The organism is Azospirillum sp. TSO22-1 (genome assembly GCF_003116015.1).
GTDB lineage: Bacteria > Pseudomonadota > Alphaproteobacteria > Azospirillales > Azospirillaceae > Azospirillum.
In genome coordinates, this window is the sequence record NZ_LGQZ01000036.1 from 1 (window position 1) to 15,362 (window position 15,362).

A 15,362-nucleotide genomic window follows, 5' to 3' on the forward strand; every position below is an offset into this window, starting at 1 on the left:
CCCCGCCAATCCTGATGGTGACGGAGGACACGCCGCCGCTGCTGGCGTGGCTGCTGCCGCTGCTGATCATGGCGGTGGCGGCGGCCGGCCTGACCTGGTCGGTGAAGGGCGAGCTGGACATCGTCGTGCCAGCCCAGGGCACGCTGGTGCCGTCGGGCAAGGTGAAGGTGATCCAGGCGCCGGAGCAGCGCGTGGTGCGCCGCATCCTGGTGGCCGAGGGGCAGCGGGTGTCCGCCGGCGACGAACTGGTCGAGTTCGACACCACCGACGCCGCCGCCGACCGCGACCGCACCGCCAAGGAGCTGGCGGCCGCCCGGTTGCGCGCGGCGCGCCTGCGCGCGGGGCTGGACGGCGCCGGGACCTTCGAGCCGCCGTCCGACGCGGACCGGGCCGCGGTGGCGGACGAGAGCCGCCTGTTCGCCGCCGACCGCGACCGCATCGCCGGCGAGGTGGCGTCGCTGCGCCAGGAGCACGGCCGCCTGCTGGCCGCCGCCGACACCATCACGGCCAGCATCGACAAGCTGGAGGCCGTGTTGCCGCTGATCCGCCAGCGCGTCGAGGCGCGTCGCCAGCTGGTCGAGCGGCAGATCGTGTCGACCACCGAGTTTCTGACGCTGCAGCAGGAGTTGGTCACCGCCGAGGCCGACCTGCGCATCCAGCGCGCCAACCTGCGCGAGGCCGAGGCCTCTGCCGCCACCGCCGCCGAACGGATCGGGCAGGCGGAGCGCGTGCACCGGATGGAGCAGGCCGCCGCGCTGGTCGAGACCGAGACGCGCGCCGCCAGCCTCGCCGAGGACCTCACCAAGGCCGGGCAGCGGCTGCGCGCGCTGTCGCTGCGCGCGCCGGAGGACGGCACGGTGCACGAGCTGGCCCTGCACACCGCCGGGGGCGTGGTACAGGCGGCACAGGCGATGATGAAGCTGGTACCGGTGGGCGCGGTGCTGGAGGTCGAGGCCAAGGTGCTGAACCGCGACGTCGGCTTCCTGGAGGTCGGCCAGCCCGTGCAGATCAAACTGGACACCTTCGCCTTCACCAAGTACGGCGCGCTGCCGGGGCGCGTGGCAGCGATCTCCTCCGACGCTGTGGTGGACGAGCGGCTCGGTGCGGTCTATCGCGTTCGGGTCGAGTTGGAGCGGCAGACCATGCCGGTGGACGGGCGCCTTGTGACGCTCGCCCCCGGCCTGACGGCGACGGTGGACGTGCGCACCGGCACACGGCGGGTTATCGACTACCTGCTGATGCCGATCCTGAAGCACACCGGCGAGGCCATGCGGGAACGGTAGGGGCCGCTCCCGGCCATTGCGCGCCACCCCGTTCTGCGGCAAACGATGGTCGGGCACACCACACGGCGTATCACGACACGAGGCAGGGAGAAGACCGCGATGGCGGATAGCGGGAAGCCGAAGGGCGGCACGAGCGGCGAGGGCCTGCCGCAGCCGAGGCAGGGTGGACAACCGGCGCCGCAGGTGCCCGGACGCCCGCAGCTGACGCTGGCCGGAGCGCTCGGCGAGGTGGTGTGGCTGATGATGCAGTCGCCGGGACACCGGCACCTGTTCCTCGCCGACCTGGAATGGCTGGTCATGCCGGCGATGATGCTGGGCCAGTTCCGCACTTTCCGCTCCGGCGATCAGATAGCTGGCTTGGCGCTGTGGGCCATCGTGTCGGAGGAGGTGGAGAAACGGCTGACCGCCGGGGTGATCCGCTTGGCGCCAGCCGAATGGAAGAGCGGCGATCGGCTGTGGTTGGTCGAACTGGTGGCGCCGTTCGGCGGCGTGGACGCAATGATCGAGGATCTGAAGACCACCGTTTTCCACGACAAGACCTTCAAGATCCGGCTGACCGGCGCCGATGGCCGGAGCGTGGTGACCGACGTCGCGGGCGCGGGGACAGGCGACTGATGGGCTTTCCAGCGGTTTTGTTGCAAAGTTTGGCGGCGGTCGCTAAGAGCGTGCTTTGGAAATTTATTGCGGTGACCTGAGCCCGGAAAACTCCTCCAGGAATGGGTAGAGTCCGTCATCGAGAGGAGACGGACGGATGAGGCGCAGCCGGTTCAACGAGGAGCAGATCATCGGCCCCCTGAAAGAGCAGGAGGCCGGTCAGAAGACGGCGGACGTGTGCCGCCGGCGGGATCAGCGAGGCGACGTTCTACACCTGGAAGGCCAAGTACGGCGGGCTGGAGGTCTCCGAGGCCCGGCGCCTAAAGGCGCTTGAGGACGAGAACACGCGGCTGAAGAAACTGCTGGCCGAGGCCATGCTGGACAACGCCATCCTGAAGGACGCCGCTGCAAAGAATGGTGACACCCGCGGCTGTGCGGAGTGCCGTTGCTCACGTCCGTGCCAGCCACGGCGTGAGCAAGCGGCGGGCGTGCCTTGTGTTGGGAGCGGATCGATCGACGGTACGCTACCGTTCCCGGCTCCCGGATAATGCCGTCCTGCGGGAACGGCTGCGCGAGCTGTCGCGCCAGCGGCAACGCTTCGGCTATCGGCGGCTGCATCTGCTGCTGGCCCGCGAGGGCCATGCCATGAACCAGAAGAAGCTGCGCCGTATCCATCCGGTAAGCACCGCGGGGATGGCGCTATAGGGGATGCAGGATCCCGTCGGTTTCCAGGATTTTCAAGGCTTCGGCAAGCGACACGTCGCGGTAGAGGCGATGCCACGTTCGGGTATGGCGGAACCATTGGATGTCGAAGCGATCCCGACCGATCCAGTCGAGGCGGGCGAACGGGCTGTCGAACTCTTCGCCGAAGTTGTCCGGAAAGCCGGAGCGGTACCGTTGCAGGAACCGATAGCGGTTCCCGTGCCATTTGCCCAGGATGTCTATGGGATAGTTGAACTCGGTCGGGCGGATGCTCGGCAGCAAGCGGGGTTTCAGCACCTCGTCGACGAAGCTCTGGCAGTCCGCGATGATGGTCGCCTTTTCGGAGTCCGATGGTCCGGCGGCGCGGAGCTGGGACCTCATGCGACAGCCTCCTTGAGCCCAACCGCCCGCCACTTCCACGGCGGCAGCTCGTCGAGCCGGGTCTGCGGCAGGTCGTTGATGCGCGCCAGCACGTCGGCCAGCCACGCCTGCGGATCGACATCGTTCATCTTGGCGCTCACGATCAGGCTGTAGATCGCTGCGGCGCGCAGCCCGCCCCGGTCCGATCCACATGAACAACCACGCCCGTCTGCCCAGGGCAATACCCCTCAGCGCGCGTTCGGCGGCATTGTTCGTCAGGCAGAGCCGGCCGTCGTGCAGGAAGCGGGGGAAGCCCTCCCAGCGGGTCAGCAGGTAGGCCATCGCCTTGGCCACCGGCGCGTGCTTCGACGTCCCGGCCCGCGCCGCCCGCATCCAGCCCTCCAGTTCGTCAACCACGGGCTTGGACAGCTCGGTGCGGCGCGCCAGGCGCTCGGCCGCCGGGCGCCCGTTGATCTCCCGCTCGATGTCGAACAGCGGGTCGATGCGCCGCACCGCCTCCAAGGCCAGCGGCGAGATCGGGGGCGCCGTCTTGCCGCGCCGCTTGTTCGCGGCGATGTCGGCCAGCTCGAAAGATTTCCGACGCGCATGCACCCAACACAGGGCCTCCGCCACGGGCTGCTGATCTCCATGCTTTCCCTGGCGAAGCCTTCGCGCACTGTCTGGATGATCTTCCACTGCGCGGGGATGCGCTCGGCCGTCTCGGTGACGCTCTCGCCCAGTTTGCACAGCCGGGGCGAGCCGCAGCACGGGCACACGGTCGGCGCCGGGATGATGATGCGCTCTCGCGCGGCAGGTGCGCCGGGAACGGCTTGCGTGACGGCGCCTTGCGGGCAGGGGCGTCCCGCTCCGTCGCCCTGGCCGCCCGTTCCGCCACCAGCTCGTCCTCGCCGGCGGACGCCTTCGCCTCCTCCAACTGGAACTCGAGCTGGTCGAGCAGCCGGAATGTCCGTTCGGAGCGCCGGCCGCAGAGGTCGCGCTGGAGCTTCTCGATCTGGAGCTTGAGGGTGGCGATCAGCGCCTGGTCGTCGGAGCGCTCGGCCCGCGCCTTGGGGGCATCCGCCTCGGCTGCCGCGGCCCGGCCGCGCGCTTCGAGGAGCGCGGCGCGCAGGGCGCCGATGTCGTCGGGCAAGGCGTCCATGGGACGGCAGTTTACCCCGAAACCCGCATCACCCCTCGTTCTTCCTGCCGCAGAGCGGCCGGCTAATTCACTGTGCCGCAGCCTATCCGGCCGATCGCGGCCTCCAGGTCTGCTGCGGGTTGCGCCAATCGATCACGTCGAACGATGGGCCAGAGCGATATCCCTGGCCGTGATGACGACGTGCCCATGCCGGACGAGATCAGCGTGGTCGATCCCGGCCATCCGCTGTATGGGCGGCGGTTCCGGCTGCACACGATCACCAACGCCATGCGCACCTGCGGAATCGCCAGCCGCTCCACTCGGCCCTCGGCGACATCACCCCAGAGCAGGCCGAGCTGCAGACCGCGTAACCCGGTGTCCATTCTCCCGAGGGAAGCTCAGGACCGGCTGTTCGCCTGGCGCAAGACGGTGGGTTGAACAGGCTCACCCGGGAGCCGCCCGCACGGGTTCGCCGAGCGTCAGCATCAGCCGGTTGGCCCAGGCGAAGATGGCGACGGCGTGGATGAGGTCGAGGATTTGCAGGTCGTCCAGCCCGGCCGCGCGCAGCGCCGCCACGTCCTCCGGGCCGGCAGCCGGCGGGGTGGCGGTCAACTTGGCCGCGAAATCGACGATGGCGCGGCGACGCGGGTCGAGGTCGGTGCCGGCCCCCTCGGCGTAGAGGCGGTGCACCACCTCCGGCTCCTTGGTCAGCTCGGCGAAACGGCGCGCGTGCACCGAGGCGCAGTAGACGCAGCCGTTGAGCACCGATTCCACCAGCGTCGCCAGCTCGCGCTCCGCCCGCGGCAAGCCGCGCGGGGCGTACATGATGCCGTTGAACAGCGGCGTACGCTGGCGCAGCGCCTCCGGGTCGTGCGCCAGCATCAGCGAATAGGGCGACAGCCCGGTGTTGGACGGCGTCTCGGCCAGCGCGGCGCGCTGCGCCTCGGTGGCCGTGGCGTAGTCCACGGGCGCCAACCAGGGCTCCCACTCCAGCACGTCGAGGGTGAAGCCGGTTGCGGGAACGCTCATGGCCGGCCTCCCAGCAGGCGCAGCCCGGCGAGCAACCGGGCCTGGTAGGTCACGAAGGCGACGAGCTGCGACAGTGTGACGATCTCCGGTTCGCCCAGCCCCGCGGCGCGCAGGAGGGCGAGGTGGTCGCGGGTGGCGGTGCGCGGCGCCAGGGTGGCGCGGTCGACATGGCCCAGCACCGTGCGCTGGCGCGGGCCGTGCGCGCCGTCGGGAAAGCGCTCGACCTCGGCGGCCATGACCGGGCCACCGTCCAGTCCCTCCAGCCGGCTGCGGTAGTACCCGGAAAGCTCTGCGTCGCCGTTGAGCGTCGCCACGCGCAACGCCACCGCCAGCCGCTCGGCCTCGTCCAGGCCGTTGTGCGCGCCGGGCGACAGCAGCGCCTCCAGGGTGCCCTGGGTGTGGCGCAGCGCGTCCTGCCGCTGCGCGCGCAGCGCCGCCAGCGCCGAGCCGGGCTCGATCCCGGCCAGCGCGTCGGTCAGGTCGGCGGTTCCGCTCATGCCGCGGCCTCCTCGGCCACCGTCCACTCGTCGCCGTGCAACTCGGGCGTGGCGAAGTCGAGCAGGCGCTGGTGGTGCACCGCGTAGTCCTCCTCGTAGAAGCGGGTGACGATGCCCTCGGCCAGCCGCTCGGCGCCGAAGCTGATCGCCGGGATGTCGCCGGTCACCTTGCCGTGGCTGAGCGTCGCCGCGTAGTTGAACGCGTGCACCCGGCCGATCCAGGGAGCCGCGCCGGGGCTGCGCTCGACGAACTCGAACGCCGGGCCGAGGTAGGGATGGTCGGCGAACTGGTGCTCCTCCCAGCCGGGCGGGACGTACCGGTCGCGCCACAGCAGCGCGGTGCCGGCCAGCGCCGCCAGCTCCGGCCGCTGCGCCCAGTCCACCGTGAAGCCGGTGGCGAGGATCACGAAGTCGTAGGCGAGGTCGCCGCGCGCCGTCTCCAGCACCACGTGCCCGCCCTCCGTCCGCACCGCGTCGATGGCGACCGAGGTGCGCAGCTCGAAGCTCGGGTGGCGCGAGCAGCGCAGCATGGAATCGCGCGGCGCCGGGATGGCGCTGTCGGCGACGTACTGCGTCTGCTCCCAGCGGCGCGCGTCGGACAGGCCGTGGAAGCCCAGCGCCAGGCCGGGGTTGGAGATGCCGAGCGACTTGTTGACCCGCGGCACCTCGGTCCGGCGCAGCAGCATCGCCGCACGCGCCGCGCCGGCCTCCAGCGCCGAGGCGGCGTTGTCGGTCGCCCCGGCGCCGCCGCCGATCACCGCCACGCTCTTGCCGCGCAGCGCGGCGAAGTCGATGTCCTCGTGCGCGTGGCGCCAGAAGCGGCGGTCGACGCCCCGCCACAGCTCCGGCACATAGGGACCGCCCAGCCCGTCGCGGCCGTTCGCCAGCACCACGCGCCGCGCCGCCACACGCGTCTCGACACCCTGGCGGCGCAGCGAGAGCACCACGCCGTCCTGCGTGCCCGACAGGCCGGTCAGCTCGACACCGTTCTCCACCGGCAGCTTCAGCACCGTGCGGTACCAGCGCAGATAGTCCAGCCATTGCAAGCGCGGGATCTTGCCCAGCCGTTCCCACTCCGCGGCGCCGAACTGCGCCTCGAACCAGGCGCGGAAGGTCAGATTGGCGAAGCCCAGCGCCGGCCCCACAAGGTGCTTGGGCGAGCGCAGCGTCTCCATGCGGGCGTAGGTCGCCCACGGCCCCTCCAAACCCGCCGGCGCGCGGTCGAACAGGCGGATGTTGCGGATGCCCAGGCGCTGCAGCGCGAAGGCGGCGGTCAGCCCGGCCATGCCGGCGCCGACGATGGCAACGTCCAGCAGGTCGCCGTGCGGCGGGCTCCACTCCGGTGCCGGCAGAATCAGCAATTCGAGGTCGCGGGCGAGCCGCGCTTCCAGCTCGGCGAGCGAGGACGGTCCGGGGTCGGTCACGGTCAGGATCCCTTGTTTCTTGTGATTTTTCAGGCCGCCCGCGCGCCGCCCAGGTAGGCGTCGCGGATCTGCGGGTCGTGGAGGAGGTCGCGGGCACCGCCGGACAGCACGATGCGCCCGGTCTGCAGGACGTAGCCGTGGTGCGCGATGCTCAGCGCGTGGGCGGCGTTCTGCTCGACCATGAAGATCGACACGCCCTGCCGGTTGATGGTGGCGATCAGGTCGAGCACCGCGTCGACATGGCGCGGCGACAGACCCATGGTCGGCTCGTCCATGACGATCAGGCGCGGCCGGGCCATCAGCGCGCGGGCCATGGCCACCATCTGCTGCTCGCCGCCCGACAGCGTGCCCGCATGCTGCCGCTCGCGCTCGCGCAGGCGCGGGAAGAGGTCGAGCACGCGCTCGTAATCTTCACGCACCGCGCCGCGGTCGCCGCGGGTGTAGGCGCCCATCAGCACGTTCTCGCGCACCGTCATGGCGCCGAACAGCCGCCGCGATTCCGGCACCGAGGCGACGCCGCGCCGCACGATCTTCGGCGTCGGCAGGCCGGTGACCGGCTCGCCGCCGAGCAGCACGCGGCCCGAGCGCGGCGCCACCAGCCCGAGGATCACCTTCATGGTGGTGGACTTGCCGCTGGCGTTGCCGCCCAGCAGGCAGACGATGGAGCCGCGCGGCACGGCGAGGCTCAGGTCGAAATGCACCTGCACCGCGCCGTACTGGGTGTTGATGCGGTCGAGCCGCAGGATCGCGTCGTCGGTGCTCATTGTGCCGCCTCCAGATGAGAGGTTGCCGCCCGCCCGACCTCGCCGTGGCCGAGGTACGCCTCGACCACCGCCGGGTCGCGCGCCACGTCGGCCGGCGCGCCTTCGGCGATGCGCTTGCCGTGGTCCATCACCAGCACCCGGTCGGACAGCTGCATGACGAGGTCGAGCTTGTGCTCGATCAGCAGGACGGTCAGGCCGCGCGCCTTCAGGGCGCGGATGATCTCTAGCATCTCCGCCGTCTCGGTCGGGTTCATGCCGGCGGTGGGTTCATCCAGCAGCAGAAGGCGCGGGCGCAGGGCCAGCGCGCGGGCGATCTCCAGCCGCCGCCGGTTGGCGTAGGACAGGCTGTGCGCCGGCTGGTCCCGGCGCGGCAGCAGCCGCTCGCCGAACAGCGCCAGGATTTCCAGCGCCTCGGCGCGCAGCGCCGCCTCCTCGTCGCGGACCGCCCTCGGACGGATCAGGGCAAGCGCCAGCTCGGCCAGCGGACCCCAGCCCTGCGGGCGCACCGCGCGGAGCCGCGTGTGGGCGCCGACCAGCACGTTGTCGAGCACGCTGAGGTTGGCGAACACCCGCCCGTGCTGGAAGGTGCGGGCCAGGCCTTTGGCCGCCAGCCGCTCGGGCGCCAGCCCGGTCACCGCGTCGCCGTCCAGATGGACCGCGCCGGCGTCCGGCGCGTCGTGGCCGGTGACGAGGTTGAACAGCGTCGTCTTGCCGGCGCCGTTCGGGCCGATGACGCTGACCAGCTCGCCCGCGGCGATGGTCAGGTCGATTAAGTCCACGGCGGTGAGGCCGCCGAAGCGGCGGGTCAGTCCGCGGACATCGAGGAGGGTCCGCGTCATCACACCGTCCCCAGCAGGCCCTGCGGGCGGAAGCGGATGAGCAGCAGCAGCGTCACCCCGTAGATCAGCATGCGGTACTCGGCCGCCGCGCGGAACAGCTCGGGCAACCCCACCAGCGCCACCGCACCGAGGATCGCCCCCGCAACGTTCCCCAGCCCGCCGAGGATCACCATGGTCAGCGCCAGCACCGAGATCGGTGCGTGGAAGGTCTCGTGGTTGATGTAGGAATAGACGTGCGCCATCAGCGCCCCGGCGATCCCGGCGGCGAAGCCGGCGACGCCGAAGGCCAACCCCTTGTAGCGGTCGAGCCCGACGCCGTAGGCGCGCGCCGCCACCTCGTCCTCGCGGATGGCGCGCAGCGTGCGGCCGAGGTGGGAGCCGAGCAGCCGCGCCTGCACCTGCGCCACCAGGGCAACCGCCGCCAACGGGATCCAGTACACCCATGGTGCGGACAGGAGAGGCGTGCCGAAGGCGGAGAGCGGCGGGATGCCGACCACGCCGATCGGGCCGCGTGTCACGCTCTCCCAGTTCAGGATGACCAGGGCGACGATCTCGCCGATGCCCAGTGTGGCGACCGAGACATAGTGCCCGCGCAGCCGGAAGGCCGGCGACACCAGCAGCGTGCCCAGCACTGCGGTCACGACTCCCGCCGCCGGCACCGCCAGCGCCACCGGCAGCTTGGCGTCCAGCGCCAGCAACGCCGAGGCATAACCGCCGATGGCAAGCAGCCCGGCGTGCCCCAGCGAGATCTGCCCGACCGTGCCGGCGACCAGCGTCAGGCTGAGCGCCAGCACCGCGTACAGCCACGCGTTGCCCAGCGTCTGCAGAACATAGGCGTTTTGTACCGCCAGCGGCAGCGCCGCCGCGGCGATGCCCAGCGCCCACAGCAGCCAGCCCGGAATCCGCACCGGTCGCGAGGGCGCCACGAAGGTGCCGGTCAGCGGCTCCGGCGGGGTCTGGCGGGCGCGGCTGAACAGCCCGTTGGGACGCAACGCCAGGACCAGCACCATCACCACGAAGGCGAACAGGTTGCGGTAGCTGGTGCCGAACAGCGCGATCCCGTAGCTCTCGGTCAGACCGAGCAGCAGGCTGCCGGCGATGGCGCCCGGGACATTGCCCATGCCGCCGATCAACTGCGCCACGATCCCCTTCAGCCCCGCCTGGAAACCCATGTAGGGGTCGATGGCGTTGTAGTACATGCCGACCAGCAGCCCGCTCACCCCGCCCAGCGCCGAGGCGATGGCGTAGACCGCGCGGTTGACGGCGTTGACGTCGACGCCGCACTGCTGCGCCGCGTCGCGGTCGAGCGCCGTCGCCCGCACCGCCCAGCCCAGCTTGGTGAAGCGCAGGAAGCCGTAGAGCAGCGCGGCGCTGCCCACCCCCACCCCGGCGATCAGCAGGTCGAGCGCGCCGATGGTGCCGCCGCCGATCTGAATTCGCCAGTCGGGCAGCGGGCTGGGCAGCGCCCGCGGGTCGGGGGTGAAGGCCAGTTGGGCGAGCTGATCGAGCACCAGCCCGATGCCGATGGTGGCGAGCAGCGGCGCGATGCGCGCCGAGCCGGCCAGCGGCCGCAGCCCGATCCGCTCAATGGCGACGCCGAGCAGCGCACAGCCGCCCGCCACCGCCAGCAACGTCACCGGCAGCGGCGCGTCGAGCAGCCGGAAGCACGCCCAGCCGATGTAGGCGCCGACCATGTAGACCGAGCCGTGCGCGAAGTTGATCAGGTGCGAGACGCCGAAGATCAACGCCAGCCCGACCGCCAGCAGCGCGTAGATGTTGCCGACGATCAGGCCGTTGACCGTGTGGTCGATCCAGGCGCCGGAGAGGAGTCCGCCCACGCTGGCACCCTCAGTTCGCCGCGGCTTTGCCGCCGTCCCACAGGGCGAAGCGGCCGTCCTTGACGACCAAGCGGGTGCTCAGCGGCTTGTCGACGCGGCGCGTCTGCGGATCGAAGCGCACGGTACCGTAGACGACGCTCGGCACGTCCTGGATGTTGGCCAGCCCGTCGCGCACCGCTTTGCGCTCCGTTCCATATTGCTTCAGCACCTCGGCGATGAGGATCAGCGCGTCGTAGGCGCGGCTGGAGTAGGCGTCGGGCTGCACGCCGTACTTGGCGGTGTAACTCTTCACGAAGCGCTGCACCACCGGGCGCGGGTCGTCGGGGAAGAACGGCGTGGTGGTGTGCACGCCCTCCACCGCTTCGCCGCCCAGCTCCAGGAACTTCGGCGAGTAGACCGAGCCGGCGGCGACCACCGGCTGCTTCAGCCCGACGCTGCGCAGCTGCCGGGCGATCTGCGCGCCGTCGGCGTAGTAGGAGACCAGCACGATGCCGTCCGGCGCCGCGTCGCGCACCCGCACCAAGGCGGAGCGGAAGTCCTTCTCGTCGGCCAGATAACCCTCGGCCGCCACCACGGCGGCGCCGCGCTCCGTGGCGGCCTTGGCAAACAGGTCCTTGCTGGTGCGGCCCCAGTCGCTGTTGATGTACAGCACCGCCACCCGCTTGAAGCCCAGGGCCCCCACCGCGTAGTCGGCCAGCACCGGCATTTCGTCGGCCTGATTGGGGGCGTTGCTCCACGTAAAGTCGCCGCCCTTGGTGAAGTCGGGGTGCGAGTTGGTGAAGCCGAACTGCACCAGCCCCGCCGCCTGGTAGACCGGCGACGCGGCCATGGAGGCGGCGCTGGAGAAGTCGCCCAACTCGACGACGATGGCCGGGTCGGCGACGAACTTGCGGGCAATGGCAACCGACTGCCTGGGGTCGGACTGGCTGTCCTCGAACTGCAGCTTCAGCGGCCGGCCGCCGATCCCGCCGGCGCCGTTCACCTCGTCAAGCGCCAGTTCGAACCCCTTCTGCCACTGGGCGCCGTACTGCGCGTGCTGCCCGGTCAGCGGCCCGCTCACGCCCACCAGCGCCGGATCGGGCCCGGCCAAGGCCGGCCCGGCTGCCAGGGCGACCGCCAGCGCGGCGATCCTCGCCACAGACACCATGAACAACTCTCCAATTTTGTTTTTTCGACGCCGACGACGCCCGCAATCCACATTACGGAAAGGAGGGTATGGCTGAAAAGTCTATTTTGTCGATATGAAATTTGCGTCAGCATGCGGCTTACTTCATTTTTACATAAAATTTTCGTGTTTTAGAAAGGCGTGGGGCCATGCGGCCATCGTTCAAGAGATTGATCATCGCCAGCGTTTTGGGCGCGCTGTCGCTGCGTGTCCAAGGTGAAGCAGGTGACGCTGAAGGATCCCAAGAGCCTCACCGTCAGCCTGCTGGACATCGTCGGGAACCTGAAGGGCTACAAGTTCGTGGAGCTGGACGCCGCCCAGCTCGCCCGCCCCCTGCCCGACGTCGACGCGGCGGCGGTGAACAACAACTACGCGGCCCAGGCCGGCCTCGACCCGGTGAACGGCACCATCCTCGCCGTGCGCGAGGAGGACAAGGACAAGCCCTGGGTCAGGCAGCTGATCCGCCTACCACTCCGAGCCGGTGAGGGCGTTCGTGCAGCAGCGCTTCAAGGGCGCCTACGTCGCCGCTTGGTGAGCCGGCCATGCAACGGGCGCCGCCGGGGCGCCGTCCGTCGCACCGCCCGCGCCGGTCCTCAAGTGTAGACCGAGGGCGACAGGATGTCGCCGGTCCAGGAATAGATCGCCAGCAGCGGTTCGTCCGTGGTCCGCATGGCGTGCACCGCGTCGGCGGCGTGCAGGACGAAATCGCCGGGCCGGCGCCGCGTGTCGGCACCCTCCAGCGTCCACACGGCGGTGCCCGACACCACGGCGTACAACTCCACGGCCGGGTGCCGGTGCGGCGGGTAGACGGTGTCGCGGCCGATGAAAGTGAGGCCGAAGCCGACCCGGTCGCTGCGCAGCGGCGCCGCCGGACCGACGATCTCCGCCCACGCCATGCGCTCCCCCAAATCCGGTGCGTCGGGACGTGGGGCGTAGCCGAAGCGCCAGGGCAAGCGGCCGGCAAGCGGCAGCAGGGCGCTCTCCCACGGCGCGCCGGCGGCGCGCGCAGCCCCCGGAAGCTGGGACAGGACGGGGTGGCGGCTGGGCCGCAGCGGCTCGGCCAGCCGCAAGGGTACCGATCCGTCCGGCAGGTCCGCCAGCACGCGCGCGGCTTCCGCGGCCACCGCGGGCCGATGGCGCAGTCCCTCGGCGAAGGCCGCGCGCATCAGGGACAACAGGTCGAGGAGGTCGGTCGGGGCGATGGTCACGTCCGTCACTCCACGGCCGAGTGCAGGACCGCGTAGGTGTGGCCGATCCGCGCGCCGCTGCGGTGGGCGGCCAGCGCCGCCTCGGCGTCCAGCCGGTGCGGGGCGAGGTGGCCTTCGATGACCTGCGCCAGGGGCGCCGCCTCCGCCGGCGTCAGCCCGGCGAACGCGTGCTCCAGGTCCGCCACCCGGTAGAAATGGAACGGCCCGAGGCCGCGCCGCTGCCATTCCGCGTGGCCGCGCAGGATATCCTCGGCCTCGGCCTGGACCTTCCAGCCGTAGGTCAGGAAGGAGGGCTGGTAGCCGGCGTGCGCCGCCATGTCGATGAAGGTCCGCAACGGCACCCGCGCCCCCAGCATCGACAGCACGACGCCGCCGGGGGCCAGGAAGCCCTTCGCCTGCTCCAGCGCCACGTAGTGCAGGGTCAGCAGGGCGCTGCGCACCGCGGGCGGCACCGCCTCGCGCCGCGGCGGGACGTAGCTCGAGCTGGTGATGCCGTTCTCGAGTTGCGCGGCGTCGTCCAGCGCCACGTTGGGCAGGTTCTCGTAGATCACGTCGAAGCGCGGGGCATCCGGCGCCAGCGGCGACAGCAGGTCGCCGGTTCCCGCCAGCAGGCGGACGGCCGCGGCGTCGCGCAGGTTGCCCAGGATGTTGTCGCGCGCCGCGGCGACCACGTCCTCGTGCACGTCGGTGACGGCGACGAGGCGCGCGTCGAGCACTTCGACGGCGGCCAGCGCGTCCAGGCCGGTGCCGGTGCCGATGGAACAGAACGCCGCGCTGCGCCCCGGCCCGCGCCGCTCGGCCAGGATCCGGAAAGCGGGGGTTGCCACGCTCGACACCCAGTCGGCCTGGAGGTCGTCGAGGTACGGCGGGAAGCTGCGCGGCGTAACAGTGACCGACAGCGTTTCGCGGAGCCGCACGGGGGCGGCGAGGCCGAAATAGTCCACGGCGTCGATGGACACGGTGCGGGTCTGGGGCATGCGGTGTTCTCCGTTCAGACGATCGCCGGTTCGGGATCGAGGGTGCCCCCGGCGAAGCGAGCGGGGGAGAGTTGGGCGAACCAGTCCGGCGGCGCCTCGCCGTCGATGAGGGCGGCGAGGCGGCGGCCGGCGGCCGGGCTGGTCATCAGGCCCTTGGCGCCGGACAGCGCGACGAACAGCCCGGCGACGGCGGTCTCGCCGATCACCGCCTGCATGTCCGGCGTGCGCGAGTACAGCCCGCCCCACGAGCGCAGCAGGCGGGCGGAACCGAGGTGCGGCAGCAGGTCGATGGCCCGCGCAGCGGCGCGCGGGAAGAGGTCGCTGGTCGGCGCGAAATCGGACCGCAGCGGCCGTTCCCGGTCCGAGGCGACCACCACCACGCTGCCCCGCGGCGTCTGGTTCACGAACATTTCGTGCTGGAACGACACCACGCAGGGGCCGAGGAACGGCGCCAGCGGCTCGGTGACGAAGGCCTGGTTGGGATAGGGCTGCACCGGGATGTCGATGCCCAGCGGCGCGAGCAGCGCCGGGATGCGCGTGTCGGTCGCCACCACGACGCGCCCGGCGGCGAGCGCCCCCCGGCTGGTCGCCAGCGTGAAGCCGTCGCCCAGCGGCGCGATGGACAGCACCTCGACGCCGTGCCGCACGTCCACGCCGGCGCGCCGGGCGGCGCGCTGGTAGCCGTCGAGCACCCGGAACGGCGACAACGAACCGTCCCGCCCGTAGAAGCTGCCGCCCAGCACGCCGTCCAGCGCCAGCGCCGGGGCGAGGCGGGCGATGGCGTCGCGGTCCACCAGGACGCTGTCGATGCCCAGGCCGTTCTGCAGCGCCACGTTGCGGCGAAGCTGGTCGAGCTGCGCCGGCGTGTGGGCGAGGATGACGTAGCCGTCCTGCTTGAACTCCACGCCGTCCGGATGGCCGTAGGTCTCGGCAAAGGATTCGAAGTCCGGCAGGCTTTCCAGGCACAGGCGGGTGTTGCCGACGGTCCCCCACTGCACGCGGAAGCCGGCGCCGCAGCGCCCGGTCTCGTTGGCGGCGAACTCGCCGCGGTCGAGCACGGTGACCGACAGGTCGCTGCTGCGGCGGCGCAGCCACAGGGCGACGGAGAGGCCGTAGGCGCCGGCTCCGACCACGGCGACGTCGGTGGTCCGGCTCATGCCGCGCCCCCGCCGCCCACCCGGTTGGCGAGCACCGCCAGCGGCACCGGGCGGATGCCGGGCCGCGCGTTCATCGGCGCCGGGTCGGCGGCACCGCTCAGCGCCGCCAGCGTGCGCAGGCACGACCGGCCGCCGCACACCCCCATGCCGGCGCGGCTGTTCCGCTTGACGGCGTTCACGCCGGCGTGGCCGTCGTCGAGCGCGCGTTCGACGCGGGCGCGGTCCACGCCCTCGCAGCGGCACAGCGTGGTCCGCGCGCCGGCCCAGTCCCAGACCGCCGGCGGCAGGTCGAACAGGCCGGCCAGCGCTTCCTGGAACCGCCAGTGGCCGGCGCGCGCCGCCACCGCGGCCGTGGTGCGCCCGGCAAAACGGCGGGCGGCGCGGGGC

General features: G+C 71.5%; 16 protein-coding genes and 2 pseudogenes. 5 read left to right on the forward strand and 13 right to left on the reverse strand.

Annotation, left to right across the window (positions count from 1 at the left end):
• The 3 genes and pseudogenes from TSO221_RS11210 to TSO221_RS11220 all read left to right on the forward strand — a co-directional run.
• On the forward strand, positions 1–1,283 hold a 1,283-nt coding region (locus TSO221_RS11210), incomplete at its 5' end, for an HlyD family type I secretion periplasmic adaptor subunit (protein WP_146208772.1).
• Positions 1,284–1,382: 99 nt separating this feature from the next.
• On the forward strand, positions 1,383–1,898 hold the full coding sequence (locus TSO221_RS11215; protein WP_158284060.1) for a toxin-activating lysine-acyltransferase: 516 nt from the start codon (positions 1,383–1,385) through the stop codon (positions 1,896–1,898).
• 136 nt (positions 1,899–2,034) lie between these two features.
• A pseudogene (locus TSO221_RS11220) lies at positions 2,035–2,552 on the forward strand (transposase); the annotation flags it as partial.
• 24 nt (positions 2,553–2,576) lie between these two features.
• Here the strand turns inward: TSO221_RS11220 and TSO221_RS11225 are convergent.
• Both TSO221_RS11225 and TSO221_RS11230 read right to left on the reverse strand, forming a co-directional pair.
• Entirely contained in the window at positions 2,577–2,960 is a 384-nt protein-coding gene (locus TSO221_RS11225) for a hypothetical protein (RefSeq protein ID WP_109118581.1), read from the reverse strand.
• Positions 2,957–4,098: pseudogene (locus TSO221_RS11230) on the reverse strand (IS66 family transposase). The gene TSO221_RS11225 and the pseudogene TSO221_RS11230 overlap by 4 nt, the downstream one beginning before the upstream one ends.
• A 186-nt stretch (positions 4,099–4,284) precedes the next feature.
• Between TSO221_RS11230 and TSO221_RS34950 the strand changes: the two are divergent.
• Positions 4,285–4,515 carry a hypothetical protein gene (locus TSO221_RS34950; RefSeq protein WP_146208773.1) on the forward strand — a complete coding sequence of 77 codons (231 nt, stop codon included), beginning with the start codon at positions 4,285–4,287 and terminating at the stop codon, positions 4,513–4,515.
• Positions 4,516–4,521: 6 nt separating this feature from the next.
• On the opposite strand, the gene TSO221_RS11235 is transcribed toward TSO221_RS34950, so the two are convergent.
• From TSO221_RS11235 to TSO221_RS11265, 7 genes are read right to left on the reverse strand one after another with little or no spacing between them, the layout of a single operon-like run.
• Positions 4,522–5,106, reverse strand: a complete 585-nt coding sequence (locus TSO221_RS11235) for a peroxidase-related enzyme (protein ID WP_109118582.1) — start codon at positions 5,104–5,106, stop codon at positions 4,522–4,524.
• Positions 5,103–5,603 (reverse strand): CMD domain protein, encoded by a 501-nt coding sequence (locus TSO221_RS11240; protein WP_109118583.1) that lies wholly within the window; start codon positions 5,601–5,603, stop codon positions 5,103–5,105. Before TSO221_RS11240 ends, TSO221_RS11235 begins: the two co-directional genes overlap by 4 nt.
• A complete protein-coding gene (locus tag TSO221_RS11245) occupies positions 5,600–7,027 on the reverse strand; it encodes an NAD(P)/FAD-dependent oxidoreductase (protein ID WP_247878008.1) in 1,428 nt (475 codons plus the stop codon). Before TSO221_RS11245 ends, TSO221_RS11240 begins: the two co-directional genes overlap by 4 nt.
• A 29-nt stretch (positions 7,028–7,056) precedes the next feature.
• Positions 7,057–7,791 carry an ABC transporter ATP-binding protein gene (locus TSO221_RS11250; protein ID WP_109118585.1) on the reverse strand — a complete coding sequence of 245 codons (735 nt, stop codon included), beginning with the start codon at positions 7,789–7,791 and terminating at the stop codon, positions 7,057–7,059.
• Positions 7,788–8,630 (reverse strand): ABC transporter ATP-binding protein, encoded by an 843-nt coding sequence (locus TSO221_RS11255; RefSeq protein ID WP_109118586.1) that lies wholly within the window; start codon positions 8,628–8,630, stop codon positions 7,788–7,790. The genes TSO221_RS11250 and TSO221_RS11255 overlap by 4 nt, the downstream gene beginning before the upstream one ends.
• Positions 8,630–10,468: an ABC transporter permease gene (locus tag TSO221_RS11260; RefSeq protein ID WP_109118587.1), complete on the reverse strand. Its 1,839-nt coding sequence runs from the start codon at positions 10,466–10,468 to the stop codon at positions 8,630–8,632. The genes TSO221_RS11255 and TSO221_RS11260 overlap by 1 nt, the downstream gene beginning before the upstream one ends.
• A gap of 10 nt (positions 10,469–10,478) precedes the next feature.
• A complete protein-coding gene (locus TSO221_RS11265) occupies positions 10,479–11,615 on the reverse strand; it encodes an ABC transporter substrate-binding protein (RefSeq protein ID WP_109118588.1) in 1,137 nt (378 codons plus the stop codon).
• A 225-nt stretch (positions 11,616–11,840) separates the two neighbouring features.
• On the opposite strand from TSO221_RS11265, the gene TSO221_RS11270 reads away from it, so the two are divergent.
• Positions 11,841–12,236, forward strand: coding sequence for a MetQ/NlpA family ABC transporter substrate-binding protein (locus tag TSO221_RS11270; protein ID WP_199229451.1), 396 nt, complete (start codon positions 11,841–11,843; stop codon positions 12,234–12,236).
• Here TSO221_RS11270 and TSO221_RS11275 read toward each other — a convergent pair.
• The 4 genes from TSO221_RS11275 to TSO221_RS11290 all read right to left on the reverse strand — a co-directional run.
• Positions 12,227–12,841: a dimethylsulfonioproprionate lyase family protein gene (locus TSO221_RS11275; RefSeq protein WP_199229452.1), complete on the reverse strand. Its 615-nt coding sequence runs from the start codon at positions 12,839–12,841 to the stop codon at positions 12,227–12,229. The two genes, TSO221_RS11270 and TSO221_RS11275, sit on opposite strands and share 10 nt — an antisense overlap.
• A 5-nt stretch (positions 12,842–12,846) precedes the next feature.
• Entirely contained in the window at positions 12,847–13,818 is a 972-nt protein-coding gene (locus TSO221_RS11280; RefSeq protein WP_109118589.1) for a hypothetical protein, read from the reverse strand.
• A gap of 14 nt (positions 13,819–13,832) precedes the next feature.
• A complete protein-coding gene (locus TSO221_RS11285) occupies positions 13,833–14,975 on the reverse strand; it encodes an FAD-binding oxidoreductase (protein WP_109118590.1) in 1,143 nt (380 codons plus the stop codon).
• A partial coding sequence (locus TSO221_RS11290; RefSeq protein WP_146208774.1) for a (2Fe-2S)-binding protein occupies positions 14,972–15,362 on the reverse strand: 391 nt, incomplete at its 5' end. The genes TSO221_RS11290 and TSO221_RS11285, both read right to left, overlap by 4 nt.